The sequence below is a fragment of the Aestuariirhabdus sp. LZHN29 genome, assembly GCF_049985285.1.
Taxonomy (GTDB): domain Bacteria; phylum Pseudomonadota; class Gammaproteobacteria; order Pseudomonadales; family Aestuariirhabdaceae; genus Aestuariirhabdus.
Genome location: NZ_JBNIEU010000001.1, coordinates 179,086 through 204,593, shown reverse-complemented (window position 1 = coordinate 204,593; position 25,508 = coordinate 179,086). Strand labels below are relative to the sequence as shown.

Annotated in this window: 22 protein-coding genes; 12 read left to right on the top strand and 10 right to left on the bottom strand. The window is 55.6% G+C overall.

Annotation, left to right across the window (positions count from 1 at the left end; all coding sequences use genetic code 11):
- Both nadC and ACP3PW_RS01030 read right to left on the bottom strand, forming a co-directional pair.
- Entirely contained in the window at positions 1 to 846 is an 846-nt protein-coding gene (nadC, locus tag ACP3PW_RS01035; RefSeq protein WP_426414793.1) for a carboxylating nicotinate-nucleotide diphosphorylase, read from the bottom strand.
- Positions 847 to 944: 98 nt separating this feature from the next.
- Positions 945 to 1,472 (bottom strand): retropepsin-like aspartic protease family protein, encoded by a 528-nt coding sequence (locus tag ACP3PW_RS01030; protein WP_426414792.1) that lies wholly within the window; start codon positions 1,470 to 1,472, stop codon positions 945 to 947.
- Between the two features lie 324 nt (positions 1,473 to 1,796).
- Between ACP3PW_RS01030 and ACP3PW_RS01025 the strand changes: the two genes are divergently transcribed.
- The 3 genes from ACP3PW_RS01025 to ACP3PW_RS01015 all read left to right on the top strand — a co-directional run bounded on the left by ACP3PW_RS01025 (position 1,797) and on the right by ACP3PW_RS01015 (position 6,895).
- On the top strand, positions 1,797 to 4,103 hold the full coding sequence (locus tag ACP3PW_RS01025) for a DUF1631 domain-containing protein (protein WP_426414791.1): 2,307 nt from the start codon (positions 1,797 to 1,799) through the stop codon (positions 4,101 to 4,103).
- A gap of 95 nt (positions 4,104 to 4,198) precedes the next feature.
- The gene (gene ampD / locus ACP3PW_RS01020) at positions 4,199 to 4,753 is read left to right on the top strand and encodes a 1,6-anhydro-N-acetylmuramyl-L-alanine amidase AmpD (RefSeq protein WP_426414790.1); all 555 of its coding nucleotides are present in this window, start codon (positions 4,199 to 4,201) and stop codon (positions 4,751 to 4,753) included.
- Positions 4,754 to 4,885: 132 nt separating this feature from the next.
- Positions 4,886 to 6,895: a methyl-accepting chemotaxis protein gene (locus tag ACP3PW_RS01015; RefSeq protein ID WP_426414789.1), complete on the top strand. Its 2,010-nt coding sequence runs from the start codon at positions 4,886 to 4,888 to the stop codon at positions 6,893 to 6,895.
- On the opposite strand, the gene ACP3PW_RS01010 is transcribed toward ACP3PW_RS01015, so the two are convergent.
- From ACP3PW_RS01010 to ACP3PW_RS01000, 3 genes are read right to left on the bottom strand one after another with little or no spacing between them, the layout of a single operon-like run.
- The gene (locus ACP3PW_RS01010) at positions 6,885 to 8,879 is read right to left on the bottom strand and encodes an ATP-binding protein (protein WP_426414788.1); all 1,995 of its coding nucleotides are present in this window, start codon (positions 8,877 to 8,879) and stop codon (positions 6,885 to 6,887) included. The genes ACP3PW_RS01015 and ACP3PW_RS01010 overlap by 11 nt on opposite strands.
- Positions 8,880 to 8,932: 53 nt before the next feature.
- Positions 8,933 to 9,859, bottom strand: coding sequence for a ketopantoate reductase family protein (locus tag ACP3PW_RS01005; protein ID WP_426414787.1), 927 nt, complete (start codon positions 9,857 to 9,859; stop codon positions 8,933 to 8,935).
- 20 nt (positions 9,860 to 9,879) lie between these two features.
- Positions 9,880 to 10,851 carry a response regulator gene (locus ACP3PW_RS01000; protein WP_426414786.1) on the bottom strand — a complete coding sequence of 324 codons (972 nt, stop codon included), beginning with the start codon at positions 10,849 to 10,851 and terminating at the stop codon, positions 9,880 to 9,882.
- Positions 10,852 to 11,001: 150 nt separating this feature from the next.
- Between ACP3PW_RS01000 and ACP3PW_RS00995 the strand changes: the two genes are divergently transcribed.
- Both ACP3PW_RS00995 and ACP3PW_RS00990 read left to right on the top strand, forming a co-directional pair.
- Complete coding sequence (locus ACP3PW_RS00995) at positions 11,002 to 11,484, top strand: YajQ family cyclic di-GMP-binding protein (protein WP_426414785.1); 483 nt, start codon at positions 11,002 to 11,004, stop codon at positions 11,482 to 11,484.
- A 30-nt stretch (positions 11,485 to 11,514) separates the two neighbouring features.
- A complete protein-coding gene (locus tag ACP3PW_RS00990) occupies positions 11,515 to 12,879 on the top strand; it encodes an AmpG family muropeptide MFS transporter (protein WP_426414784.1) in 1,365 nt (454 codons plus the stop codon).
- Between the two features lie 48 nt (positions 12,880 to 12,927).
- Here the strand turns inward: ACP3PW_RS00990 and ACP3PW_RS00985 are convergent, their stop codons facing one another.
- Positions 12,928 to 13,251, bottom strand: coding sequence for an MGMT family protein (locus tag ACP3PW_RS00985; RefSeq protein ID WP_426414783.1), 324 nt, complete (start codon positions 13,249 to 13,251; stop codon positions 12,928 to 12,930).
- A gap of 259 nt (positions 13,252 to 13,510) precedes the next feature.
- Here ACP3PW_RS00985 and ACP3PW_RS00980 point away from each other — a divergent pair, with 259 nt between their 5' ends.
- The 3 genes from ACP3PW_RS00980 to ACP3PW_RS00970 are packed head-to-tail and all read left to right on the top strand — an operon-like array spanning position 13,511 to position 16,789.
- Complete coding sequence (locus ACP3PW_RS00980; RefSeq protein WP_426414782.1) at positions 13,511 to 14,794, top strand: alpha/beta hydrolase; 1,284 nt, start codon at positions 13,511 to 13,513, stop codon at positions 14,792 to 14,794.
- 12 nt (positions 14,795 to 14,806) lie between these two features.
- Positions 14,807 to 15,583, top strand: a complete 777-nt coding sequence (locus tag ACP3PW_RS00975; protein ID WP_426414781.1) for an MlaA family lipoprotein — start codon at positions 14,807 to 14,809, stop codon at positions 15,581 to 15,583.
- A gap of 12 nt (positions 15,584 to 15,595) precedes the next feature.
- Entirely contained in the window at positions 15,596 to 16,789 is a 1,194-nt protein-coding gene (locus tag ACP3PW_RS00970; protein ID WP_426414780.1) for an amino acid ABC transporter substrate-binding protein, read from the top strand.
- A gap of 153 nt (positions 16,790 to 16,942) precedes the next feature.
- Here the strand turns inward: ACP3PW_RS00970 and ACP3PW_RS00965 are convergent, their stop codons facing one another.
- Positions 16,943 to 17,701, bottom strand: a complete 759-nt coding sequence (locus ACP3PW_RS00965; protein ID WP_426414779.1) for an SDR family oxidoreductase — start codon at positions 17,699 to 17,701, stop codon at positions 16,943 to 16,945.
- 167 nt (positions 17,702 to 17,868) lie between these two features.
- Between ACP3PW_RS00965 and ACP3PW_RS00960 the strand changes: the two genes are divergently transcribed.
- The 4 genes from ACP3PW_RS00960 to ACP3PW_RS00945 all read left to right on the top strand — a co-directional run bounded on the left by ACP3PW_RS00960 (position 17,869) and on the right by ACP3PW_RS00945 (position 21,754).
- Positions 17,869 to 18,336, top strand: a complete 468-nt coding sequence (locus ACP3PW_RS00960) for an FxsA family protein (protein WP_426414778.1) — start codon at positions 17,869 to 17,871, stop codon at positions 18,334 to 18,336.
- A 203-nt stretch (positions 18,337 to 18,539) separates the two neighbouring features.
- On the top strand, positions 18,540 to 18,833 hold the full coding sequence (locus ACP3PW_RS00955; RefSeq protein ID WP_426414777.1) for a co-chaperone GroES: 294 nt from the start codon (positions 18,540 to 18,542) through the stop codon (positions 18,831 to 18,833).
- A gap of 61 nt (positions 18,834 to 18,894) precedes the next feature.
- The gene (groL, locus tag ACP3PW_RS00950) at positions 18,895 to 20,550 is read left to right on the top strand and encodes a chaperonin GroEL (protein ID WP_426414776.1); all 1,656 of its coding nucleotides are present in this window, start codon (positions 18,895 to 18,897) and stop codon (positions 20,548 to 20,550) included.
- Between the two features lie 673 nt (positions 20,551 to 21,223).
- On the top strand, positions 21,224 to 21,754 hold the full coding sequence (locus tag ACP3PW_RS00945) for a glutathione peroxidase (protein WP_426414775.1): 531 nt from the start codon (positions 21,224 to 21,226) through the stop codon (positions 21,752 to 21,754).
- A gap of 10 nt (positions 21,755 to 21,764) precedes the next feature.
- Here ACP3PW_RS00945 and ACP3PW_RS00940 read toward each other — a convergent pair whose 3' ends face one another.
- Genes ACP3PW_RS00940 through ACP3PW_RS00930 form a run of 3 tightly spaced genes read right to left on the bottom strand, consistent with a single transcriptional unit; the run spans position 21,765 to position 25,486 of the window.
- Complete coding sequence (locus ACP3PW_RS00940; protein ID WP_426414774.1) at positions 21,765 to 22,658, bottom strand: hypothetical protein; 894 nt, start codon at positions 22,656 to 22,658, stop codon at positions 21,765 to 21,767.
- Between the two features lie 17 nt (positions 22,659 to 22,675).
- Positions 22,676 to 24,379 (bottom strand): ATP-binding cassette domain-containing protein, encoded by a 1,704-nt coding sequence (locus ACP3PW_RS00935; protein ID WP_426414773.1) that lies wholly within the window; start codon positions 24,377 to 24,379, stop codon positions 22,676 to 22,678.
- A gap of 3 nt (positions 24,380 to 24,382) precedes the next feature.
- Entirely contained in the window at positions 24,383 to 25,486 is a 1,104-nt protein-coding gene (locus ACP3PW_RS00930) for a hypothetical protein (protein WP_426414772.1), read from the bottom strand.
- Positions 25,487 to 25,508 lie beyond the last annotated feature (22 nt).

The following is a 25,508-nucleotide window of genomic DNA, read 5'->3' as shown; positions in this document are numbered from 1 at the left end:
CTAGAGATCTTGCAGGCGCATCGATAGATCGATCGCTCGGCAGTCCTTGGTGAGGGCGCCGATGGATATGTAGTCGACACCTGTTTGGGCGATCCGCAGCAGGGTGTCGCGGGTAATGCCCCCCGAGGCCTCCAGTTTGGCAGCGCCCTGGTTAAGCGCTACGGCCTCACGCAAACCATCAAGACTGAAATTATCCAACATCACGATATCGGCGTGTGCGGCCAGCGCCAGTGTCAGCTCCTGAATCGATTCTACCTCCACCTCTACCGGTTTTTCGGGGGCCTGATTGCGGGCAGCCGCGACGGCCTGGGGGATGCCGCCACAGGCGTTGATGTGGTTTTCTTTGATCAGAAAGGCATCAAACAGGCCTATACGATGGTTGTAGCACCCTCCCTGGGTGACCGCGTATTTCTGCGCGCTGCGCAGCCCCGGTAGGGTTTTGCGGGTATCCAGCAGGCGCACGCTGGTGCTGTGAACCAAGCGGGCATAGGCTTGGCACAGGGTTGAAGTGCCGGAGAGAGTCTGCAGGAAATTGAGGGCGCAGCGCTCACCTGTGAGCAGGCTGCGGGCTTTGCCCCGCAAGCGAAACAGCTCTGTGTTGGCCGGCACCTGCTCACCATCGTTAACCCGCCATTCGACCTCTACGGTCGGGTCGAGTTGGCGAAAGACCTCATTGACCCAGGCCACGCCACAGATCACAGCCTCCTCTCGTGTGATAATGCGCGCCAGGGCTTGCTGCTCCGCAGGTATCAGCGCCGCAGTGATATCACCGCTGCCGATATCCTCTTGCAACGCCCAGCGTACGGTCTGCTCGATATCCTGAGTCATTGCCTGGGTCGGGGTCATCGCATTGGCCTAATGGTAAGAGTGAGGCGCCGAATTATAGGGGGCTTTGCCGGTGCTGTTAAGTCATAGGCGCGTAGAAGCTGATTTAGGATACGGGTTCATTGTCGTGACAGGGGGCGCAGGGTCAAGGTATTGCCTCTTTGGGTAAACTCCAGCTGCCGCAGCGCGCTCATACCCAGTAGCACCTCGTCTCCCTGCATTGCCGGGTTAATGCTGGCGGGTACATCATATAGAGCAATGTCACCAATCTGCAGGCTCTGAATCCGGGTGTTATACACCTTTACCCGACCGTTAGCGGTGTTGGCGTACCCTGCCGCGCCACGTTTCAGGCCGATTTTGCGCGCGAGTTGGTCGGCAACCACTACGGCGGTGGCCCCGGTGTCCAGTAATAGGGTCGCGTTATGGTTGTTGATCGTGCCCCCCAGAATGTAGTGGCCAAACCGGTTTTGCTGCAGTACCAGCTCAGGAACTCCCTGTTCATCGATTCGGCTTTGGGGGGTAGCGTTCGGGTTATATTGTTGCTCTTCGACGTTTGAAAAATAACGAGTGAGCAGCGCCAGCCCGATGATCCAGGCGATAGCCATCATCCATTTTCCGAAGCCTTTATGGGGGTTGTTGTCGGTCATGGGGCATTATAGGCAGAGCTCCTGTGCAGGGTACAGCCGGCAAGAGGCTTTGTACTTATAAGTGAAGCGACTTAAAAAAGCTTGTTTACTTGGCTCTGAGATAAAAAAGATAAAACTTTGACGCAGTTCTCGGGTGGATGTGACAGAGCTCCCGAACCCGCTAAATTCTTGGGCCAGAGGGTTTATTATCGTTTTATACTGGCATTCAGAGACAGGACAATGTGTCCAGAGTAAAACAGCATATCAGGGAGTGACGCTGGAACGGGGGATAACGATCCCTGTGCGGGGAGGATGCAAGTACCCGCGGAATTTGGAGATAGGGCGATGAATAGAGATTCGAAGGTTGTGTCCCTGACACCGGTCAGCGGCAACAACACGCCCGGATTGCAACTGGCCAGGCCGCTACAAAAAATACGGCAACAGTCGATCAAGCAGCTGGCCGTATTGCTGCGGGGGTTGTTCGATAACGCGGACGACACCCTGTTTGAAATGGCCGATAAGGCAGGTTCGAACTCCGAGCAAAACATCTATTTTGAAGCGATGCGTGACCTGCGAATGAAACGGCGGGTTATGGAGTCGCGTTTCTACCGCGCCATCGATGAGGGTTTTCAGAGTCTGCCCCAGCCGGAACAGGGAGAGGTCTCTCTTGGTTCCGTATCGATGGAAGGCTTGAGCATCCTTCAAAATGACGAGCTGGAACAATCGGTCGCCATCGAAGGGATGGTCTCTCGCGTTGCCAATCGCGATCAGGGTATGGCCCTGACTCATCTGACGACCCGTATCGATTCGTTGGTTGCCCGTTGTATTACGGCAGTCAATAACCCGATGGGGCCCAAGCTTCTTTGCGAGGCGTTTTGTGTGGCCTGCAAGGAGTTGGATGTTGATATCAAGGTCAAGCTCATCGTCTTTAAGTTGTTTGAGAAATACGTACTTAACCAGATCGAAAAGCTCTACATTGAATTGAATCACACTCTGGTAGGCGATGGCGTATTGCCGGGCCTCTCCCATACCCCGTCGCCCAAACCCTCCCCTCAGCGAGTTCAGTCTCGGCAAAGGGAGGTCACCGCTGACGTGGAGTCCGATGATCCGACTCAGGTGGAGGTGCAACTGGCGCAGCAGATGTTCGGCACTTTGCGCGGTTTGTTGGCAAAATCGGGTGCGGCTCAACGCGTCGACGGAGTGGCAGCGCGTTCATCCAGCGGTGCCGGAATCGCCAGCCAGCAAGAACTTATGGGGATGCTGTCCGAGCTACAGCAGAGTAACGATTCCCACGACTCCGAGGCGGGTGATGTGCGTGGTGCCCTGCATGGGCTGATGGAGAGCCGGAAACGTAACGCTGCCCTAAGCCATGTCGATGATGACGCGATCAATCTGGTCTCCATGCTGTTCGAGTATATTCTCGACGATCGTAATTTGCCCACCGGGGTTAAGGCTTTGCTGGGACGCATGCAGATTCCCATTCTCAAGGTGGCGGTAATCGACAAGGCCTTCTTTAGCAAAGGATCTCATCCTGCGCGGAAACTGCTCAATGAGATGGCCACCGCAGCGCTGGGCTGGAACGACCAGGATACTCGGACCCAGGATCGTCTGTTCCAGAAAATGGAACAGCTCGTGTTTCGTATTCTGCAAGAGTTTGAAGATGACATCGCTATATTTGGTGAATGCCTGGATGACTTTCTGGGATTTGTGGCGCGCGAGAGGCGCCGTAGCGAGCTGACCGAGCAGCGGGTTCGGGATGCCGAAGAGGGGCGCGCAAAAACCGAGTCGGCTCGTGACGCTGTACAACAGGCGCTGTCTGAAAAAATGGTTGGGCAGGCGCTCCCCGAGGTTGTTGTGAACCTGCTGGAGGACGCGTGGAGTCGGGTGTTGCTCTTGATCCACTTAAAAGAGGGGGAGAACTCTCCTCGCTGGCAAGAAGCACTGGATACAGTCGATGACCTGATCTGGAGCGTGAGTCCGATTGTCGATGCAGCAGATAGGAAAAAATTGCTGAAGATGGTACCCGGTTTGCTAAAGCAGTTACGCGTAGGGTTAACGGAAATTGCCTTCGACGCTTTTGCGATGAACAAACTGTTTGCTGAGCTGGAATCTATCCACCTGAGTAGTTTTAAGCCCAAGCAGGCGCCGCAGGAACCGGTGCAAAAAAACCGTTCGGTAACGGATATTATTGCCCCGCCGCTGGATGAGGGCGAGACCGTCTCTCAGCCGTCCGAGGAGGCTGCGTTGGCGCAGACCGCCGCCAATAAGGCGGTCGAGACGGACCCTGTAAAAGCGGTTAACGTTCGTGTAAAAGGTCTGGAGCCAGCTGCCAGTAGCCCTGATACGACCGAGCTCGCGGAAGATGATCCGAGCTATAGGCTGATAGATAGCTTGAAGGTCGGAGCCTGGGTTGAGTTTAGCGAAAGTGAAGAGAAGTCTTTCCGCTGTAAATTGGCGGCGGTGATCAAGGTGACCGGAAAGTATGTATTCGTGAACCGTACCGGGGTGAAGGTTGCTGAAAGAACCCGCAGCGCCCTCGCATTAGAGTTACGAGATGGTGGAGTTCGCCTGCTCGACGATGCGCTATTGTTTGATAGAGCGCTGGAATCGGTGATTGGTAATCTTCGGGACATGAACCGGGCAAGCGGGTAACCCGCGTTGATGCAACGTTAAAATACGCCTGATGCTGAAAAGGATGCTGGCTGCTGGTAAGCTGCCTGCATCCAATTCGCTTCGGGTTGCTGTCTATGTTCCGGCTTACAGATCAGGGATTGATTGAAGGGATTCGTTTCCTGCCTTCGCCAAACTGCGAAGAGCGCCCTGTCGGCGCGCAAATTTCACTTCTGGTTATCCATAATATCAGCTTACCCCCGGGGCAATTTGGCACAGGGGATATAGAGGATCTATTTCTCAATCGGCTCGACAGTAGTCGTCATCCCTATTTTGAAACCATTGCCGATCTGCGGGTGTCCGCCCATCTTGTGATCGATAGAAACGGTGATATTACTCAATTTGTACCCCTGCATATGCGGGCTTGGCATGCGGGGCAGTCATGTTTTGACGGTTGTGATAACTGCAACGATTTCTCCATCGGGATTGAACTCGAAGGTAGTGATGATGTGGCCTATAGTGAAGAGCAATACCAAGCGTTGGGTTCCATCACTCATTCACTATTGGATCGCTACCCCCAGTTAAGCCGGGATCGTATCTGTGGTCATAGTGACATCGCCCCAGGTCGAAAAACGGACCCGGGGCCCGCTTTTCAGTGGACCCATTTTTATGAATTACTGGATCAGCTCTAAACGCCGCAACCTGGGTTATAAAGTTTTTCCGCCGCTGGTCGACACGCTTTCTGGTGCCTTCCGCCACGGCAAACCCGCAGCGAGTCGTGCTTCAAAAATTACTTGTAGACAACCATTTGGGAGATAGTTTGTATGTCATGGGTATTTATCCCCGCGATGAAACTGATGGGGCGTCTTTCTTTTGCGCTCAAGTTTAGCCTGATCAGCCTGCTGTTTCTTATACCCTTGCTTGTCGCCAGCTATAGGGTAGTCGATAACTCACTTCAGTTAATCGCCAATACCGAGAAGGAGCGAGAGGGGGTCATGGCGCTAGCCTTGGGCCTGGATTTACATCTGGCCGCAGACGAGCAGTTGCAGCTCACCGAAGTGGTTAATATCGTCGGCAAGACGAATGAAGACACTCCCTGGAAATCTCGCATGGAGAAACAGGCCAATGACCTGGATACGCAGCTATCAAGCGATGCGATATCTATCGCAATGGGGCCTTTCCCAACAGATTTCGAGATCCTGAAACAAAGCCTGAATGCGTTGCAAGGCGCTACGGGGGGGGATCGTTTGAGTGCGGCCATGCAACTACGGGTTGGCACTTTAAAACTGTTGGACTCGATCGAGGATGGCAGCGGGCTATCGCAAGATGGAAGTCGCAGGGTCCGCCAGCTACTCAAGTTTTCCAACGAGCAATTAAGGCCCGTACTCGAACTGTTGGGTCGCTCCCGTGCGGTGGGTAGCTACTCCCTCGAGCAGCGTTACCTCAGTGAATTTTTTAGCAACAGGCTTTACGATCAAGTTGAGAGTCTGAACCAAAGAGCGGTGCGGCTTGCTGAGTCGTCCAGGGAATCTCTGGCGAACCTTCAGGCCCCGGAGGTTGAAGAGGGAGCGCAGGCACTGGTAGCGGTGGTGAGGGCACTGAGTGATCAGCTTGAAAACGGAATTTTGTTAGCCGATAGCTATGCGTTCGATAGTGCAGCGTTCTTTGAACAGAGCGGTGCCCAGCTCAACGAGGTATACGCTGTTATGGGAACGCTACTCCACACGGTGGATGAGCAACTGAAGGAGCGTCTGGCCCATGAGCGCCAGACACTGTTCGCTTTGGTCGGGGTTTTGGCGGTAGTGTTGCTGGTGATTGTTTATCTCTATGCCGGTTTTTTCTTGTCGATGCGTGAAGGCATGCGAAAGTTTACTGGTGCAGTGCACAGGGTCGCGAGCGGCGATATGACCACAGAGGTATCAATCAGCAGCAAGGATGAGTTGGGAGCGCTGGGCATCGAGTTTAATGTGATGGTACGCCAGATACAGGAGTTACTTGCATCGGTAGACCTGACAGTGAGTCAGGTTCAGGGTCAGGCACAAATGGTGAGTGAAAGTGCCGAACGCAACCACCAGTTAATCAGTGAACAGCGCAATCAGGTCGAGCAGGTTGCCGCGGCGATGAATGAGATGACAGCGACCGTACAGGAGGTGGCGAGTAACTGCGTCAACAGTGCAGATTCGGCCAACCGGGCCAACAGTCGTACCGTCGAAGGGCAGGCATTGGTAGAGAAAACCTGTACCGGTATCCGATCGTTGGCCGAAGACGTAAATGGCGCGACCAGCACCATTAACCGTTTGGCAGACGATAGCAAAAACATCAGCCAAATGCTGGATGCGATCAAGAGTATCGCCGGGCAGACGAATTTGCTGGCGTTAAATGCAGCCATTGAGGCGGCTCGTGCGGGTGAACAGGGGCGTGGGTTTGCGGTGGTTGCCGATGAGGTGCGGACCCTGGCCCAGAGAACCCACCAGTCTACCGAGGAGATAGAAGCGATCATCGCGCAGTTGCTGCAAGGGGTGACCCTCTCCGTATCGGCCATGGAGGCAAGTCACCAACAGGCCAACGAGACGGTAAATCAGGCTGAGCAAATGGGCAGTTCTCTGCAGGAGATAGTAACAGCGGTTGACTATATTGTGAGTGAAAACCACCAGATTGCCCAAGCGGCAGAGGAGCAAACTTCGGTAGCCAGTGAAATCGACCAGAACCTGGTAATCATCAATACGATGGCAGAGCAGAGCGCCGAAACGTCCAGTGAAACAGATCGGGCCTGTCGAGAGATGTCGAATCTGGCCAACGAGCTGAAGGCGCGGGTGGCCACCTTTACAGTCTAAGGCGAATACTAAACTCGGTGCCGGTACCCGGGGTCGATTGCACCGACAACACACCCTTATGATTGTTGCTAATGATAAAGAAGGAGACGGACAGGCCGAGACCTGTCCCCTCCCCAACCTCTTTGGTGGTAAAAAAAGGTTCGAATATCCGTTTGCGAGTCGCGTTGTCCATGCCAATACCGTTATCCTCGATGCTAATAAGGGCCCATTTGCCATCGCGCCGAGTGCGGATCTGTATTTTTCCACGGAGGTTCGTATCCTGACGGCAGTAGATTGCCTGCGCCGCATTTTTGATCAGGTTTAACAGCACCTGCTCCAACTCATTTGGAATGCAGGGTACAGCCTCCAGCGACTCGTCCAGGTCGCTAATCACTTCAATTTCGTGACGGTCTATGCGGTGCTTGATGTCCAGATCGCTGTAGGCAATCTCCAGTGTACGCCGGATCAAGTCGCTGAGGTGGGTAGGAACCAGTGTGCGATTACTGCGCCGGCTGAACTGTAGTACGTTGTTGACAATGGATGAGGCGCGGGCACCAGCGTCCTGAATGCTGCTTAAAAAACGCATCACTTCACGTTCTTCCAGATACCGGTTCAGAAGATACAGGTCGATATTCAACTGGCTGGCGACTTCGCTATTTTTGGCCAGTGTCGGCGACACCCGCCGCCGAATATTCTGTGCACTTTGAATAATGGCACCCAGGGGGTTGTTGATTTCATGAGCCATGCCCGCCGCCAACTGCCCCACCGATATCATCTTTTCGGACTGAACCACTACCTCCTCCATTTGCAGGCGTTCGCTAATATCATCGATGCGGATTACCGCACCGGAATGACGCCCCCCTTGCAGCGGGTAGATAATGATTTCGAGGATTTTTTCCGTCCCCTCAATAAAGTGGGGGAGTCGACCAACGGACTGGGTGCTGTTTTGGCTGATACTGCGCCGAATGCTTGGCAGGTGAGGGGCTAATAGAGGAACAATTGTATTCACCTGTTGGTTGAGTGCAGCGACTCGTTTTACGTCGAATAGTTTCTCTGCCTCGTTGTTCCACTGCTGGATGAGTAGCTGCTCGTCAACTGCGATGAGTACTGATGGCATGGAGTCGATAATGCTGGAGAGGAAATTTTGTAGCCCCGTCAGTTTGTGTTCTACGCGGGTGCGTACCTGAACCTCATGCTCCAGGGTTTTGTTAGCGCGGCGGGTTTCATGGGCCAGTGCCTGCGCTTGCTGGCCAGCACGCTCTGCACGATCACGCTCGTCGGTTAGCATCTGGTCCCGTGCCTCGATACGGCTAAGCATCGTATTGAATGCAGAGGCGAGCACGCCGGTTTCATCGTCGTACTTTTTCTGTGCACGTACCTGATAATCCTCACCCAGGGACACTGTATTGGCGATGGTAATAAGGTGAAGGATCGGGGTCGTAATCAGGCGTTGGACCACTTTGTTAAGAATAAATAGTACTACCGATATCACCAGCACCATGATCGGTGCTGCGATGGTAATACCGAGCACGAAATGTTGCGGTAATCGTGAGCGGGCTTTGGCGGTAATCGTGAGCGTACCCTCCTGCGGGTGAGTGATGGTCATGCGGTGCAGTTCAGGGTTTTGCTCGGGGGGTGGCAGCATCAAGGTGAGTGGCTCGCGCCCGGCACCTTGGTTTGCCTGGGCAATCAGTCGCCCATCGGCCTGATAGAGGGCAACCTGCTCGATCTCATCTTCGGGCTCCAGTAACGACTGCAACAGGTTTTGGGTGCGCTGGGCCGACCGGGAGAGCGATTCATGTCCGGCTTCGGTTTGCACCACATGCTGGATGCGATGCAGGGCAGAAGGAAGCAGGTACTGGCTCGATATGTAATAGGCGGTGAGCGTTAGCACCACGATCGAAAAAGCACAGATCGCGACCACCACCGAGATCTGGATTACCAGCAGCTTGCGCCCCAATGGCAGGTTGGCAATGTATTGTCGTAATGCGCTTAACGGGTTCACGGCAAGGTCTCGAAATACGCGTTCCCTGAGCATAACAAAGTGTGGCTAAATCGCTACTTGATGCCCTTTGCGTTGAGCTCATCCAGCAGGCGCTGGTGTTCTGGCATGGGCAAATCGACAGCGGCGGCTTGGGCAAGAATAAAACCATTAATAAACGCGAGTTCGGTAGGACGACCCCGCCGGGCATCCTGGCAGGTGGAGGAAAAGTTTTCGGCGGTACTCTGTGCGATCAGGCGAACCTGTTGCTGAAGGTCGTGGGTGAGTGGGATTTCCAATCGTTGGTAAAGGGTTTGTGTTTCCAGACTCAGGGCATCCATTCGCTCAAGTCGAGGCGGGTACAGCAGCTCACCATTGCGGCACCCGTAGAGCGCGGTTAGGCCGTTGATGCTGGCATTGATGGCCAGTTTCAGCCACAGTCGTGCACTGATATTTCCGTCGTGGTGTACCGGTAGCTTGCTGCGCGCTAATGAGTGTGCAAGCTCGGGGCCGAGGTCGTCAGGGTGGGGGTGGAGCTTTCCCAGCCAGCTTTCCCCACGGCCCGCGTGGACGACCTCGTTGCTTGAAGCCAGATAAGCACCCTCCGTCGTGCTGAGACAGTAGATATCAAATTGAGGAAAGTTCGCGATAACCTGCTGCTGGCTACCCAGCCCATTTTGACACAGAACTACCCGCGCAGAGGGGGCAAGGTAGCCCTGAATCTGCTCGATGGCCGACAGCGCATCGGTCGCCTTGCAGCAAACCAATAGCTGGTGAACGGGGTCGCGCAGGTCGGTAAGGGTAAGGCGGGGGATCTCGCAGCTCAGTGGAGCTGTGTCCGGCGTCTCGCGCAGTTGTAGCGGCCCTGTGGCAACTTTGCGTGCCAGCAAGCGGACATCTACACCCTGTTGGTAAAGGCGCGTTGCCCACAGCGAGCCCATGGCACCGGCGCCGAGAATAATCCACTCCGGTGGGGGCCCATGGCCTGCACCTGTAACCCTCATTGAACTCGCCATGGCGTTGCTCAACTCTTTTGGATTGGCAGGTAGTCACACTCCATAATACGATTGCTGTCGATCAGGCAACCGGACTGCTCCTGCAGCCACAGCAACATCGTCTTTGCGTCAATGTTTCCCTTGCGGGCATCTACGCCGCACAACAACGTACTGGCTTGTACCGAAATAAAGCCGGTAGAGGTCTTGAATGCCTTGAGGTTGATCCCCTCATGGATGCGTTTAAAGCTGCCGCCACTGCATTGGTGCAGGTTTGGAACGGTGGTGATCACCGCGAACTGGGTTGATTGCAATCGACCAACGATATCCAGTGGCCTCACCAGTTGTGCGAGCCGGCGGCCGACGCCACGGGTGACTTCATCCAGCATCGCCTTGCTGTATTTGGTTTGAATACGGTCGGCTTGCTTGATGTCTACCATCAGAACGCAGACGGCCTGATCCCGCTCGTGCACTATTTGCAGGCTTTCTTTGAGTTTTTTTAGTATGTAGCGACCATTGCCGAGTCCGGTGAGGGCATCAACCAGGTTGCGGCTACGCAACTGCTGATTGTTCTCCAGTAGTAGCTGGTTTTGTCGCAGCAGCTTGTTCTGGATCGAGGACATACGCTGAGCCGCAAAAATACGAGGCGGTAGCTGCTCGTTCATGGCGGACTTATGGATAAAGTCGTCTACCTGACGGTCGAATGCCTCTTCCAAAGCGTCCGCGCCCTCTTTCGCGGTGAGAAGCAGTACGTAGGTGAAGTGATTGCTGGCCTCATCGAGCTGCCGAACCCGGCTGGTCAGTTCGAGCCCGTCCATTTCGGGCATCAGCCAATCTGCGATCAGCACGCTGGCGGGCTTCCGCTCCAGCTCATCGAGGGCCTGCAAAGCGCTGGTTGCGTAACGGATGTTCTTGAAGCCGGTGCGCTCAAGGGTGCGGCCAATCATTGCGCTGCTAAAGCGCGCATCGTCAACAACCATGATGGAGCAATTAGGGTCGATCATCGCTTTCCTTTCGCTGTGGCCAAAGTAGATGGTGACTCACAAGCCAACACTAAGTTACGTTATAATACCCGATTTGGTGCCCCGTCGCCCTATCCTGACGACTGGCCAATTTTTCCCCTTAAGGGGCCTATTCTGGATCAAGGAGCCACTATGCCTTCATTTGACGCTGTATCTGAAATCGATATGCAGGAACTGACCAATGCGGTCAACCAAGCCAACCGTGAGCTGGAAACCCGATTCGATTTTCGCGGGGTTGAAGCCTCGTTTGAGCGTACCGAAAATCGGATAACCATGATTGCCAGTGCCGACTTCCAGCTGCAGCAACTGCTGGAGATCCTCAAGGCGAAGCTGATCAAACGCAGTATTGACGTCAAATGCCTCGATATAGCGGAGCATTATGCCTCAGGCAAGCTGGTAAAGCAGGAAGTGACCGTGCGAGAAGGGCTGGACAAAGAGCTGACCAAGAAAATCGTGAAGCAGATCAAAGATTCCAAAATCAAGGTGCAGGCCGCTATTCAGGGTGAGAAGGTGCGAGTAACGGGAAAAAAACGCGATGACCTACAGCAGTGCATGGCGTTGCTTCGCGAAGCCGAGCTGGATATGCCGCTGCAGTTTGATAATTTCCGTGATTAATCCCCACTCCTGCGCGGTTCGAGTCGCCCTTTGAACGAGTCGCGTTTTTCGTGGCGCGATGCGCTGCTGGTCTATACCCGGCCGCAGGTGATCACCCTCTGGTTTCTCGGATTTGCCGCCGGATTACCCTTTCTGCTGGTGTTTTCGACGCTGAGTGCCTGGCTGCGCGATTATGATGTCAGCCGCAGTGCGATCGGCTTTTTTGCCTGGATCGGCATCACCTATTCGATCAAAGTGCTCTGGGCTCCGGTGGTGGACCGACTGCGCTTACCGTTGCTGTATCGTCTGGGGCAGCGCCGCAGCTGGATTCTGCTGGGGCAGTTAGGAATTACCCTGGGACTGGTAGGGATGGCGCTTTCGGACCCACAGCAGCAGCTGACCTCGATCGCCTTGCTGGGGTTGCTGGTCGCATTTTCCTCCTCTACTCAGGATGTAGCGATCGATGCTTATCGGATTGAAGCGGCGATAGTGGAGTATCAGGGGGCGATGTCCGCCGCCTATATTTTTGGGTATCGGGTGGCGTTATTGGTGGCCGGTGCCGGCGCACTGTATATCGCCGATAGTATCAACTGGCCGGTGGCTTACCTGTCGATGGCCGCGTTAATGGGGGTTGGCATCGCGACGGTACTGCTAACCCGCGAACCGGATGCCCAGCGCGATACGGTAGCGCGGACCACCGAGCAGCAGTTGATGGACCGGGTGCATCTCGACCCCGATAGTAGCCGTTGGCAGCGGCTGGAAGCCTGGCTGCTGGGGGCAGTGGTTGCACCCTTTGTTGAGTTTTTTCGCCGTAACGGCGTCATTGCGCTCTGGTTGCTACTGTTTATCAGCCTTTACCGGCTCAGCGATATCACCATGGGGATCATGGCGAATCCGTTTTACCTCGATCTGGGGTTCAGCAAGACCGATATCGCGGCGATCGGCAAGGTTTACGGGTTTGTGATGACCATCGTTGGCGCGATGGTGGGTGGCCTGTTCGTGGTGCGGTTCGGGGTGTATAAGCCCTTGTTGCTCGGGGCGGTGCTGGTGGCGCTGACCAATCTTCTGTTCGCCCAGTTGGCGCAGGTCGGCCCCGATAAAGCGTGGTTAGCACTGGTGATCAGTGCCGATAACTTCAGTGGTGGGCTCTCGAGTACGGCGTTTATCGCCTACCTTTCCAGTTTGACCAACCGAGCCTATACGGCGACCCAATACGCCCTGTTCAGCTCGTTAATGACACTGCCGGGCAAGTTTGTCAGTGGTTTTTCGGGGGTGATCGTCGATAGTAGCGGCTATTTCGATTTCTTTATCTATGCTGCGCTGCTGGGGCTGCCCGCCGTTGCTTTGGCGTTGTGGCTGTTGCTGCGGCAAGGGAGGTTGTCGAAGGGCTCGCCTCAGCCCGGCGTCAGGGATTGACTCGATCCCCAAGCGCCAGATACCTCGGTTAAGAGTCACCACACGCGATCAGGATTCGAAGCCCCCCTGCCACTGGAACTGCTGCAGGGAGATGCGCTCGGCCATAAATTCAATACCCTCTGCGAGTAGTCGCTCCTGCTGGCGCAGGTATTGTGGGGAGCCCTGTGGAAAGGAGATGCGGCCCTGACAGTTAATGACCCGATGCCAGGGGATACTGGAATCCGGCGGAAGTTGCTTCAGCACACTGCCCACCATGCGTGCATGGTGGGGTAATCCCGCCATGTGGGCAATCTGCCCGTAGGTCACGACGCTACCGGCTGGAACCAGGCTAACAACCTGCCAGATTCGAACCTTGGGGGAGCTGTAATCCATTGTCGGGGGGCGTTCTCTGCGGTGGCGTACACAGGCCTATGGTAGCCCATCTCCATGGACGAAACTATCGGGCCGGGACCGCCTTGCCCGGTATCGACCGTGTTACAGGTCAAAGACTATACAGAGGACAGGAATTTCAAGTATCCTCGGAGGAAGGATTCGACAGCCTGTAAAGCATGCGATTTTACGGCAGTGAGGGGTTAGGACAACGCCTCTGTTCGTTTTTACATAATAAAAGATGGAACCAAGGAGACTAGGTATGAAGAAGGCACTTGTCGTACTTGCGGCCGGGCTGTTTTCGACAGTCGGTTGGGCCGCCAGTCAGAAACCCTACGATTTTCCCACCTTAAGTCCTGAGTACAGCCCTTATGAAGCGACGGTGATTGGCACCCTGCCTGAGGTCAAGGCTGAGCTCCCTGAGGGTAATCCGCTCAAGATGGGGCGCATTCGAATCTTTGAAGATCGCGAAGTGCCAGAGCCTTTTTTCTTCGATGAAGAGCTCCGATACTCCTACGCCTGGCAGAAAGAGAAGTCTCCGCTGGTGTTCCTGATCGCGGGTACCGGGGCCTCCCACAACGGGGCCAAGAATACCGAAATGGCGCGCGCTTATCACAATGCCGGTTTTCATGTGGTATCTATCTCCTCGCCGACCTTTATGAACTTTATCGTATCCGCCTCAAAAACCAGCGTTCCCGGGCACGCCTACGAGGATGCGAAGGATATCTACCGGGTGATGGAGAAACTCTGGGGGAGATATCAGGGCGATATCGAAGTGTCGGATTTCTACGTGGCCGGATACAGCCTGGGAGGATTCAATGCCGCCTTCGTCACCAAGCTGGATGAAGAACGAAAAACCTTTAACTTCCGCAAGGCGCTGCTGATCAACCCCCCGGTTTCTTTATACAACTCCATCTCCTTGCTGGATCGCATGAGCCAAAATATCCCGGGCGGCGTGGATAACTTCGAGCAGTTTTTTAACGCCCTGGTGGAAGAGGTCGGTAACGCGTACAAAGAATCCGATGGTGTGGAGATGGACGGTGAGTTTCTGTACCAGGCGTACGATGCAGTTGATCCGAATAACGAAGAGTTGGCTGCGCTAATCGGGGTGTCATTCCGCATCTCTTCAGCCAGTCTGATCTACACCTCTGATGTTATTACCAAGCAGGGTTTTGTGGTGCCGAAGAACGTCACCATGGGCAGTAGTTCGAGTCCTGGAAAATATATGGACGCCACATTCCAGCTCGGTTTTACCGATTATTTTCATGGTTTTTTCTATCCCTACTACAAGGCACAGAATCCCGAGTTGGATCGCGAGGGGTTTGCCAGCACAATGAACCTGGAAGCGCTGGAATCCTATCTTAAAACCTCCGATAAAATTGAGGTTATGCATAATCAGGATGACATCATTCTGGCGCCGGGAGAGATCGATTTCTTTCCTCGCGTTTTTGGCGATCGAGCCAAAATCTATCCCAAGGGTGGCCACTGCGGCAACATGTCCCACAAAGATAATGTGGCGCATATGATCAACGTCTTTAAGCAGTGAGGAATGGGAACCATGAGCAGAATAATGACTTACATGAATAGCGCACTCACTCGCTTGATAGTGACCCTGTTGGTGATGTTTTCAGTCACCGCCTGCAGTACCACACCAAAAATAGAGGGTGATGTTGCGGACACGGCTTACTTTGAGTCGGCGAATTTAGTCGACCAGGAGAAGTTTGAGACCGAGCAGGTCTATGACCCGTGGGAAGGGTTTAACCGCAGCATGTACCGTTTCAACTACCGTTTCGATCGTTATGTGTTCCTTCCGGTCGTTGATGGCTACCAGTATATTACGCCCGATATCATGCAGGACGGTATCCATAACTTCTTTAACAATATCGGCGACATCAGGACCTTTATCAATAGTGTGCTGCAACTGGAGTTTACCAAGAGTTACCAGTCTGCGGGCCGCTTCGTCACCAATACGACCGTGGGTCTGCTAGGGTTTATCGACGCGGCAACCTATTTCGGTATACCCAGGCATAAGGAAGATTTTGGGCAAACTCTGGGGTATTGGGGGGTCGGCGCTGGACCCTACCTTGTACTGCCTGTGCTGGGGCCTTCGTCGGCACGGGATGGTGTGGGTACTGGCGTAGATATGGTAGTGATGTCAGCTTTGTATGATGAGTTGAATATGAAGTCTGAGGAGGAGTTGGCCTTGATGCTACTCAACGGCATCGACACTCGCGCGAATACGTCGTTCCGTTACTATGAAACCGGCGCACCGTTTGAGTATGAGTTGGTACGTAAACTCTGGTTGGCTAAACGTAAGCTAGATATTGAGAAATAAGGGATGAGCGCCATGAGACTTATTTTTAAAATACAGCAGACGTTGTGGGCCTGCGCCGCGCTGCTATTAATGGCCGTTGCGACCGGCTCTGTTGCCGCAACGAACGATGGAGTTATCAAGGTCGGTGTTACTGCGTCGCTGTCCGGAGTTTATCAGGAGCAGGGTGAAAGCTTGCTTCAGGGCTTACAGATGTGGGCCGATGACGTTAACTCACGGGGAGCATTGCTCGGTCAAAACGTCGAGATTGTGAAGTACGATGATGAATCGAATCCTGCCAAGAGTGCGCAGCTGTATGAGCGCCTGATTACTCGTGACAAGGTGGATCTGCTGGTCGGACCCTACGCCTCTAACCTCACAATGAACGCCAGTGACGTGGCGGAGAAGTATCAGTTCCCAATGGTGTCGGGCACTGCTGCTGCGGAAGCGATCTGGAACAGAGGTTATAAAAATATTTTTCAGGTCGACCTACCTGCCGGCGAATACATGGTGGATGGTTTACGTATCGCCAAGTCTCACGGTGTAAATAACGTCGGCATCGTTTACCAGGATAACCTGTTCACCCGCGCGGTTGCCATGGGGGCGAAGGCCAAAGCCGAAGAGCTGGGTATGGAGGTTCTGGTCTACAGTGGCTACTCTGCCAATACCAAGAATTTTTCGACAATAGTGGCAGATCTTGCCGAAGTGGGGGCCGAGCTGGTATTAGGTGCCACCTACTTTGACGACTCCGTAGCCATTGTCAAAGAGGCCAAGCGGCAGAACTATAGCCCCAGAAATTTTGGTTTCACCTCGGGCCCCTCGCTGGCGGCTTTTGGTGACACGCTGGGCGCGGATGCAAACAATATACTGGGTTTCACGCCCTGGATCAGTGGTGCGCGTAAACCCATGGCCTTCGATTTCGACTTCCGTTACCGCCGCTTGTACGAACGGCGGGCGGATAGCAATGCCGCGGGCGGCTACGCAGCGGGTGAGGTGTTGGAAGCTGCGGTGCGGCTGGCCAACTCCCTGGACAAGGACAAGGTTCGCGAGCAGCTGAAGACCATGAGCTTTATTTCCATCATGGGACGATATAAGGTAGCGGAAAGTGGCAAGCAAACCGGTAAGGCCATGTACGTGATCCAATGGCAGGATGGCCGTCGCCACCTGGTCCTTCCTGATCATTATGCCGAGACCGTGGGTCGGCTATTTGTGCCCTGGGATAAGCGCTGACGCCAACGCATTAAACCTTTTGCTTTGTGCATGAAAGGCGCTGTAGCGATGCAGCGCCTTTATTTTGTCCGCAGCGGTAATACAGCATTCTGGCTTGACTCTTCTCATGTCTCCGCCTGGTTTCCCAGCTATTCTAGGCGAAGCGGCGGCCTGTTACAGGCGCAGGCCACCGTCCATCTCGATGATGCGCCCGCTGTAGTAGTCGTTCTCGAAGATATACACCGCCGAATGAGCGATCTCTTCGCAGGTTCCCATGCGCTTGAGTGGGATGACGGCGGTCATGCGCTCCAGCGCCTCGGGTTTCATTCCTGCGGTCATATCGGTGGCGATAAAGCCGGGGGCGATAGCGGCGCAGCGAATTCCGAAACGCGCCAGCTCCTTGGCCCAGGTTACTGTCATCGCAGCCACCCCGGCCTTGGCCGCAGAGTAGTTGGTTTGTCCCATATTACCCGCCCTGGCAATACTGGAAATATTGATGATGACTCCGCCACTTTGTTGTTCCACCATCTGCGCGGTAACCTCTCGAGTGCAGAGAAAAACGCCGGTGAGGTTAACGTCGATGACCGATTGCCACTGGCTCAGGCTCATCTTGGTGATCTCGCCGTCTCGAGCCTTGACCAGCAAACCATCCCTGAGGATGCCCGCGTTGTTGATCAGGCCATCGATGCGACCAAAATCGCGGGCGACCTCTTTTACCATGGTCTCAACGGCGGCTTCGTCGGCGACGTTGGCCAGGTAGAAACGTGCTTCGCTACCCGCTGTTTCGCAGGCTTGCTGGCTTTCGGCCAGTTTCTCTTCGTTGAGATCAACCAGTGCGATGCGCGCCCCTTTGCCCGCCAGCTCCACCGCCATGGTGCGTCCCAGGCCCTGACCTGCGCCGGTAATGATGATGACCTTGTCCTTTAATTCCATGGGATACTCCTCGGTAGGGTGAATTGAAGATCTGGGGGACATAATACCCGAAGCAGATCCCCCTGAATTCATACCAAAGCAGGATATTCATCCGCAGGGATGGTGGCGGGGTTGAATTTCATGCAATCGCCTCCATCTATAGAGCACACTGATTCCGGGAATCGACTATGCGAATTCTGTTTTTGTTGTTCATCATCATCCCGATTGTGGAGATGGTGGTCTTGATCAAGGTGGGCGAGGTTATCGGAGCCTGGTATACCGTTGGTCTGGTGCTGCTCACCGCGATAATCGGCATTAATCTGCTACGCCAGCAGGGGCTGAGCACATTGATGCGGGCCAATCAGCGCATGAACAGTGGTGAGATGCCCGCCCAGGAGATACTGGAAGGCTTCCTGCTGGCGGTGGGTGGTGCGCTATTGCTCACCCCCGGCTTTGTAACCGACGCCATCGGTTTTACCCTTTTGATAGCCCCGTTGCGGCGCTTGCTGGTGGCTCGGCTTATCGGTTCCGGAAGCCTGTTTGTCGGCGCGCAACTGGGAGGACAGCCACGGGGTCACGCCGATCGTTTCGGTCCAGATCGCCCGACTGATGCCCGCGGTAACGTGATCGATGGCGAATATCGTCGCGAAGAGTAAATATTTTCGACCCGGGGTGTTGAAATCCTCCCGCTCACCCCCATCTACAGGATCACCAATACGCTTACGGCGAACTGTGTAAACAGGCGTTGGAGCATAGGAGCCAAACGTTGTGTGAGGCTTCACCTTTCCGGAATCTCCGGAAGCAGACATTAAACGGTTGCTGGTCTACCAGCATTTTGGAAAACACTGGAGAAACATCAATGAATATTCGTCCGTTATACGACCGTGTGGTTGTACGTCGTCAGGAAGAGGAAACCACCACGGCTGGTGGCATCGTGCTGCCAGGATCCGCTGCGGAAAAGCCTAACAAAGGTGAGATTGTTGCTGTCGGTACCGGCGCTGTCTTGCAAAGTGGCGAGCTGCGTCCCTTGAGCGTCAAGGTAGGCGACAAGGTCGTATTTGGTCAGTATGCCGGAAGCAACACCGTTAAGGTTGACGGCGAAGATTTGATCATCATGAACGAAAGCGAAATTTTCGGTGTGCTGGAGTCTTAAGAAGACCCTCCCGATAACGGTTTCGCAACGATAGCTAACTGAATTTCAAGGAATTAATACCATGGCTAAAGAAGTTTTATTTGGTGATAACGCCCGTCAGCGCATGCTGGTCGGTGTAAACGTACTGGCTGACGCGGTTAAAGCCACCCTGGGTCCAAAGGGCCGTAACGTCGTACTGGAGAAGTCTTTCGGCGCACCGACCATCACTAAAGATGGTGTTTCTGTTGCTAAAGAGATCGAGCTGGAAGACAAGTTCGAAAACATGGGCGCGCAGATGGTGAAGGAAGTTGCTTCCCAGGCCAACGACCAGGCGGGTGACGGTACCACCACTGCAACGGTACTGGCTCAGTCCATCGTCAACGAAGGCCTCAAGGCTGTTGCTGCTGGCATGAACCCAATGGACCTCAAGCGCGGCATCGACAAGGCGACCATCGCTGTTGTTTCTGCCCTGCAAGAGATGGCTATTCCCTGCACCGACGCCAAGTCGATCGCGCAGGTAGGTACTATCTCTGCTAACAGTGACGAAGAAGTAGGCGACATCATCGCTGAAGCGATGGCTAAAGTCGGCAAAGAGGGTGTCATCACCGTTGAGGAGGGCACTGGCCTGTCCAACGAACTGGATGTCGTTGAAGGTATGCAGTTTGACCGCGGTTACCTCTCTCCTTACTTCATCAACAATCAGGAGAGCATGAGCTGCGAGCTTGAAACTCCCCTGATCCTGTTGGTCGACAAGAAAATTTCCAACATTCGCGAGCTGCTGCCCGTTCTGGAAAATGTAGCCAAGGCCTCTCGTCCGCTGCTGATCATTGCCGAAGACGTTGAGGGCGAAGCCCTGGCGACTCTGGTGGTGAACAACATGCGCGGTATCGTCAAGGTTTCTGCTGTTAAAGCACCAGGCTTCGGCGATCGTCGTAAAGCGATGCTGCAGGATATCGCTGTTCTGACCGGCGGTACTGTGATCTCCGAAGAGATTGGTTTGAGCCTGGAAAACGCCACCCTTGACGACCTCGGTAGCGCCAAGCGTATCTCCATCACCAAAGAGGACACCACCGTCGTAGATGGAGCGGGTGTTGCTCAGGATATCTCTGCCCGTGTTGAGCAGATTCGCGCCGAAATCGAGCAGTCCAGCTCCGATTACGATCGTGAGAAGCTGCAAGAGCGTGTTGCCAAGCTTGCCGGCGGTGTTGCTGTGATCAAGGTGGGTGCCGGTAGCGAAGTTGAGATGAAAGAGAAGAAGGCCCGTGTTGAAGATGCCCTTCACGCAACCCGTGCTGCGGTTGAAGAGGGTGTTGTTGCAGGGGGTGGTGTTGCACTGATTCGTGCGCTGTCCACTATCGAAGTTGCAGGCGCCAACGATGAGCAGAAAGCCGGTATCGCCCTGGCCCTGCGCGCGTTGGAAGGTCCTATTCGCCAGATTGCTGCTAACTCCGGTGACGAAGGCTCCGTTGTGGTTGAGCGCGTTAAGAACGGTGAAGGTAACTTCGGTTACAACGCCGCGACTGGCGAGTACGGCGACATGATGGAGATGGGTATCCTCGATCCTGCCAAGGTAACTCGCGCAGCCCTGCAAGCCGCTGCGTCTGTTGCTGGTCTGATGATCACCACCGAAGCGATGGTAGCTGACAAGCCTGCAGAAGGCGGTGCCGGCGCTGGCATGCCAGATATGGGTGGCATGGGCGGTATGGGTGGTATGGGTGGTATGGGCGGCATGATGTAGCTCCCCCACTCGCCTGACCGAACTATCGGTCATCGCTTGAAAACCCCGCACCCGTGCGGGGTTTTTTTATGTACAGGATGTACGGTAGATCGCGGGAGTCATGGACGACGGGAGCGATCAAAGGGATGTACGGTAGATCGCGGGAGTCATGGACGACGGGAGCGATCAAAGGGACGGGCGGGCCGATAGCTGCTCCTGCGCAATCGGCACTCCTGACATCCCTGTCAGTCGTCGCGGGAGTCATGGACGGGCCGGTCAATGCTCCTGCCAGACCGGCACTCCCCACGTCCTTGTGGGTCGCGGGAGCGATCAAAGGGACGGGCGGGCCGATAGCTGCTCCTGCGCAATCGGCACTCCTGACATCCCTGTCAGTCGTCGCGGGAGTCATGGACGGGCCGGTCAATGCTCCTGCCAGACCGGCACTCCCCACGTCCTTGTGGGTCGCGGGAGCGATCAAAGGGACGGGCGGGCCGATAGCTGCTCCTGCGCAATCGGCACTCCTGACATCCCTGTCAGTCGTCGCGGGAGTCATGGCGGGGGATATCTAGGTGAAAGCGTGGAGGGGAACCGGTTGCTGCCCATTGACGCTTGGGTTTCGTAAAGCTTCGGGTGATCCATGGAGGCAGAGGCTGCGTATAGATCTCTGCGGACCACGACTCCATAGGAGGTTCCCGTGAAAGTTCTCGTATCATTGACGTTGGCGATGTTGCTGGTTTCCCCGGCCAACGCCCAATGCCCCCCGTGGCTGGACCATACCCTGAGAAAGCTCCACTCCCAGGATGTTATCAACCTGTGTGTGGTGGCGGCAGGCAAACCACTGTTGATTGTTAATACCGCCAGCCACTGTGGCTATACGCCTCAATTCAAGGGGTTGGAGGCGGTTCATCAGCAGTATGGGCAGAAGGGACTGGTGGTGATCGGGTTTGCCAGTAATGATTTTCGTCAGGAAGCCCGGGATGAGGAGAAAGCGGCGACCGTCTGCTACATAAACTACGGCGTTACCTTCACCATGGTTGCGCCGGGTCCCGTGACCGGCGAGGGTAATCCGGTATTTCGTGAACTCGCTCGACAGTCCAGTGAGCCAGACTGGAACTTTAACAAGTACCTGGTAAACCGCGATGGATTGGTAGTGGAACACTTCGGTAGCCGCGTGCGCCCGGACGAGCCCCGGTTTCGGGCGGCCGTCGAGCGCCTGCTGTTTTAAGGCCGTTGTGCTAACGCATAAACTGCAACATCTCTCGCGGATGGGCCTGTGGGATGGGCGCTGAAACGGCGGCGCTTAAGGGACGATTCAGGAAGGAGCGGAGCTCCTGATCGAGTTTACCTTCGGCAATACACTGGGTGAAGTCATGGCCGCAGTCGGCCAGCATGGTAAGAGTAACCGGGGTTGTTAAGCCCCGCTTTGATATCGCCTGGCGGGTTGCCGCTACCCAGCGCTCGGCGCGCTCGGTACGGTGGACGCCTTGTTGCGCATCGATAAGCGGTCCCTGGCGCAAGGATTCGTCCCGCTCATTATCCAGCGTACCCACAAACAGCGCCATCGGAATACACAGGCTGGCTTCTAGTTGCCAGCGCACCGGTTGGCGAACTCTTTTTTGCTGTAATCCCCGCGGGAACTCCTGCTGGTGGTCGGGGAAGGTATAGTAGCCAGCGGCTGCCAGGGCCAGGCGCCTGAGCCGGTGGGGGTGGAGCAGGGCGTAACGGTGGGCGAACTGGGCTCCACCGGAAAAACCGAATAGATCGAAACGTTGGCTACTGACACCGTAGCGTTGGGTTGCGTGCTCCAACATGGAATGCAGGGCCAGGTCGGGTCGAGCTGAGTGCCGTTTCCGTGCGATCCCCAGGCGCTGGTAGCCGGGAAAGTTTTCGGCAGAGAACAGTGGGCAAAGAATGGCGCAGTTGTCCGTATCGATGTTACGGGCAAAAGCTTCCAGGTGTTCGGACGCATTGCGGGATATTCCATGCACACTGACCAGTATCCGGGTTCTCTCATCGACCGTTTTCGGCAGTGCGATGTAGTACTTAAAGCCTCCGGGGGTCTCGTGCAGGAACTGTTGGCAGTGCGCAGCAGGGCTGGGGGTAAACTGCTTGACGGTAGAGTAACTCATGATTTTCTCCTGGGGATCTAGTCGATGGAGTTTGAGAGGGTTTTGGGTTCCGGCCGGGAATGCACAATCGATAGTGGTGGGGGCGTCGTCAGCTCTCCCGCCGCTTTCAATCTCCCATTCGCCAAACAGAGGTGCAAAGTGGCATAGCGCGCCATGGAGGGGTTGTGGGTGCTGAAAACAAGGGTTCCTGGGAAACCTCGCAGGGTGTCGAGTAGCACCTCACGGCTGACAGTATCGAGATTGGCATCGGGTTCGTCGAGCAGCAGCACGCGGGGCGCTGAGAGTAGCGCCCGCGCCAGCAATACGCGGGCGATCTCACCGCTTGATAACAGGGGGTTTTGGTCGGACACCTGTGAATCCAGCCCCTGGGGCAAGCGTTGGATAATGGCGTCCAGGCGGCACTGGGAGATTACGTTTGCGAGGGCCTCATCCGCATTTTTCGTGCGCTCGAGACCGTAGCACAAGTTATAGCGTAAGCTTCCCCGCAACAGTGGAAGGTCGCTCGACACTAACGCACAACCTGCCGCTCGGGCGCTGGGTGTGAGTTGCGAAAGATCTATTCCATCGAGCAACACCCGGCCCTTGTCAGGACTCAGTTGACCGGCAATCAAACGCAACAGGGTGGATTTTCCCGCGCCGTTGGCCCCCAGTATGCAGGTGGGTTCACCGGGCACCAGACGCAGGTTGATGGGGTGTAGTCGGTGGCCTAGTGCAGCATTTTCCAGTTTGATAATACCCGGCCCTGCTGGCAGTGGATGCAAGGCGTGGCGAGGGGGGCGCAGGCGCAGAATCTGTAGCTGTTTGTCTCGGGCGACCAGGTAACCGTTCCAGTATTCGTAGACCCGACCCATGTCCTGCAAGCCCGGTGCAAGCAAGCCGGTCACGACCATGGCAGCGACCAGACTCCCCGGAGTTGCCCATCCAGCTTGCAATAGCCAGGCACCGATCACCAGAGTGCACAGGCTGGCCAGGGTTGCGGTGGCTTCGGATAGTGAGCGTAACAGCCCTATCAGGTAGGCGCGGGTGACCAGAGCCTCCTGAACTTGCCGGCTATGGCGCGAAAAGCGATGTTGCTCTCGTTGCTGTTGAGCAAATCCGGTGATGACGTTCAGGTGTGTGACCCGATCGTTGAGGTTGGCAGCCATCCGGCCTCGCAGGCGTCGTGATACTCGGTTCTGGTGGCGAATTCCGGGTCCCATCAAGAGCGCCAGGCCGGTTGCTGTGGCGGCGGCTATCCCAACGGAAAGCGATATGACCGGCTGTATCCAGGCCAGGGCCGCGAGGGCGATGAGCACGGTCAGGCCACTTACTGTAAGGCGCGCCAATCCGAGGCTTATCCAGTTACGCATTGCACTCAGGTCGCCGACAAAGCGCAGCATAATGGCGCCGCGGCTCAGGTGTTGCACCCCGTTACTGCCCAGCCGGGTCAGTTGTCGAAACAGGCGCTGGCGAACATGGTGCACATAGTTTTGACCGAGTCGTTCTCCATCAAGGTGGGCGCGCCAGCGCAGAAGGGCGTTGGCCAGCATTACCAGGACCAGGGCAGTTAGAATGTAGGCACCATTAATGTCATTTGACGCGGGCGTGAGTATCCATGCATCGAAACCGCGCTGCACGAGCATGGCTGTCGCGATGGCGAGCAGCGCCTGCAGCATTCCATTAGCCACCAGGGCGGTAAACCACCAGCGTCGCTGTCCGCTAAGGAGGGAGGGCAATTTCATGGCTTATGCCCAATTCTGCAAAGGGTGTTGGCGTCCAGGCAGTGGGGGCAGCCACTGGCCACTGGAGAGTTCAGTGGCGGTTACCACGCTAACGCTCAAGGCGTCTGTGGCCTCCAGGGTCGCCAGCGGTGATGCGGTCATGGCTCCGCTCACTGCGAGTACGTCCAAGCCTCGTTGTTGGAGATTGTGCACTCCTGCAATGGCCCCCATGGCGTCGCCTGCGGCGAATAGAATCCCGTCAATGCGGTCACGGAAGGTAGCTGATTCAATCAGTTCAGAGGTTTCCTGTTGCAGCAACCCATCGGCGACCTCTATCACGACGGCATCCATACCCGCGGCCGTTAAATGGCCAACTGCTTGTTGAAAAAGCTCTTTGATTCGTTGGGGGGGGAGGCTGTAGGTAGAGGGTTCGCCGAGATCGGTGAAATCGATAACGCGATCAGCGCCTGCATCGGTAAGCACCCAGCGGTCGCAACCGGCACCGGTACCGGTCACCTTGGCAGCGCCTACCTTAAGGCCTCGGGATTTAAGACCACGGACAAGCATTGCGGCGGTCGTGGTCTTGCCGGCGTTCATCATCGTTCCCAGCACGCAGTAGGCGGGGGGGTGCCGGGAGCATTGGGGAGCCTCCCCCAAACCGTAGTGACGGATGTTAAGGCGCTGGCCCTCGCTGTCGGCGAGGAGGCCGATGGGGTCGATTCGAGTGGGTTGTTTCATCGACTGGTGGCGCGAGCGGCAGTGGGCTGCGACGCCGCCAGCGGCCACCATGTCGCAAGGTTCCATGGTGTTTGGAACGATGGCTTCAAACTGATCCGGCGCATAGCGGGCGCCGTAGCAAAGCAGAATCTCGTCGCCGACGTGCAGGTGGGCGCGGCGGCCGCAGCCTAACTCGATACGCTGGTGCTGACCAAGACGCTCGACCCGCGCAAGTACCAGGTCACCCCAGGCGGGCTTGAGATCGCCGATCAACAGATGCTGGGCATCCTCCAGCACCAGGTGTCGTGTGCTATAGGCCGCTTTGGCATGGGTCAAACGGTGCTGGGTCAGTGGAATGGCATGGGCGAAACCGTTGTCGGAACCTTTCGCTTGCAGTGGAATGATGGTCATGGTCGCTGTCCTCCTGGGGTTA

Coding starts and splice junctions, on each gene's coding strand:
- nadC (WP_426414793.1), bottom strand. CDS start 846: ATGACCCCGACCCAGGCAATGACTCAGGATATCGAGCAGACCGTACGC.
- ACP3PW_RS01030 (WP_426414792.1), bottom strand. CDS start 1,472: ATGACCGACAACAACCCCCATAAAGGCTTCGGAAAATGGATGATGGCT.
- ACP3PW_RS01025 (WP_426414791.1), top strand. CDS start 1,797: ATGAATAGAGATTCGAAGGTTGTGTCCCTGACACCGGTCAGCGGCAAC.
- ampD (WP_426414790.1), top strand. CDS start 4,199: ATGTTCCGGCTTACAGATCAGGGATTGATTGAAGGGATTCGTTTCCTG.
- ACP3PW_RS01015 (WP_426414789.1), top strand. CDS start 4,886: ATGTCATGGGTATTTATCCCCGCGATGAAACTGATGGGGCGTCTTTCT.
- ACP3PW_RS01005 (WP_426414787.1), bottom strand. CDS start 9,859: ATGAGGGTTACAGGTGCAGGCCATGGGCCCCCACCGGAGTGGATTATT.
- ACP3PW_RS01000 (WP_426414786.1), bottom strand. CDS start 10,851: ATGATCGACCCTAATTGCTCCATCATGGTTGTTGACGATGCGCGCTTT.
- ACP3PW_RS00995 (WP_426414785.1), top strand. CDS start 11,002: ATGCCTTCATTTGACGCTGTATCTGAAATCGATATGCAGGAACTGACC.
- ACP3PW_RS00985 (WP_426414783.1), bottom strand. CDS start 13,251: ATGGATTACAGCTCCCCCAAGGTTCGAATCTGGCAGGTTGTTAGCCTG.
- ACP3PW_RS00980 (WP_426414782.1), top strand. CDS start 13,511: ATGAAGAAGGCACTTGTCGTACTTGCGGCCGGGCTGTTTTCGACAGTC.
- ACP3PW_RS00975 (WP_426414781.1), top strand. CDS start 14,807: ATGAGCAGAATAATGACTTACATGAATAGCGCACTCACTCGCTTGATA.
- ACP3PW_RS00970 (WP_426414780.1), top strand. CDS start 15,596: ATGAGACTTATTTTTAAAATACAGCAGACGTTGTGGGCCTGCGCCGCG.
- ACP3PW_RS00965 (WP_426414779.1), bottom strand. CDS start 17,701: ATGGAATTAAAGGACAAGGTCATCATCATTACCGGCGCAGGTCAGGGC.
- ACP3PW_RS00960 (WP_426414778.1), top strand. CDS start 17,869: ATGCGAATTCTGTTTTTGTTGTTCATCATCATCCCGATTGTGGAGATG.
- ACP3PW_RS00955 (WP_426414777.1), top strand. CDS start 18,540: ATGAATATTCGTCCGTTATACGACCGTGTGGTTGTACGTCGTCAGGAA.
- groL (WP_426414776.1), top strand. CDS start 18,895: ATGGCTAAAGAAGTTTTATTTGGTGATAACGCCCGTCAGCGCATGCTG.
- ACP3PW_RS00940 (WP_426414774.1), bottom strand. CDS start 22,658: ATGAGTTACTCTACCGTCAAGCAGTTTACCCCCAGCCCTGCTGCGCAC.
- ACP3PW_RS00935 (WP_426414773.1), bottom strand. CDS start 24,379: ATGAAATTGCCCTCCCTCCTTAGCGGACAGCGACGCTGGTGGTTTACC.
- ACP3PW_RS00930 (WP_426414772.1), bottom strand. CDS start 25,486: ATGACCATCATTCCACTGCAAGCGAAAGGTTCCGACAACGGTTTCGCC.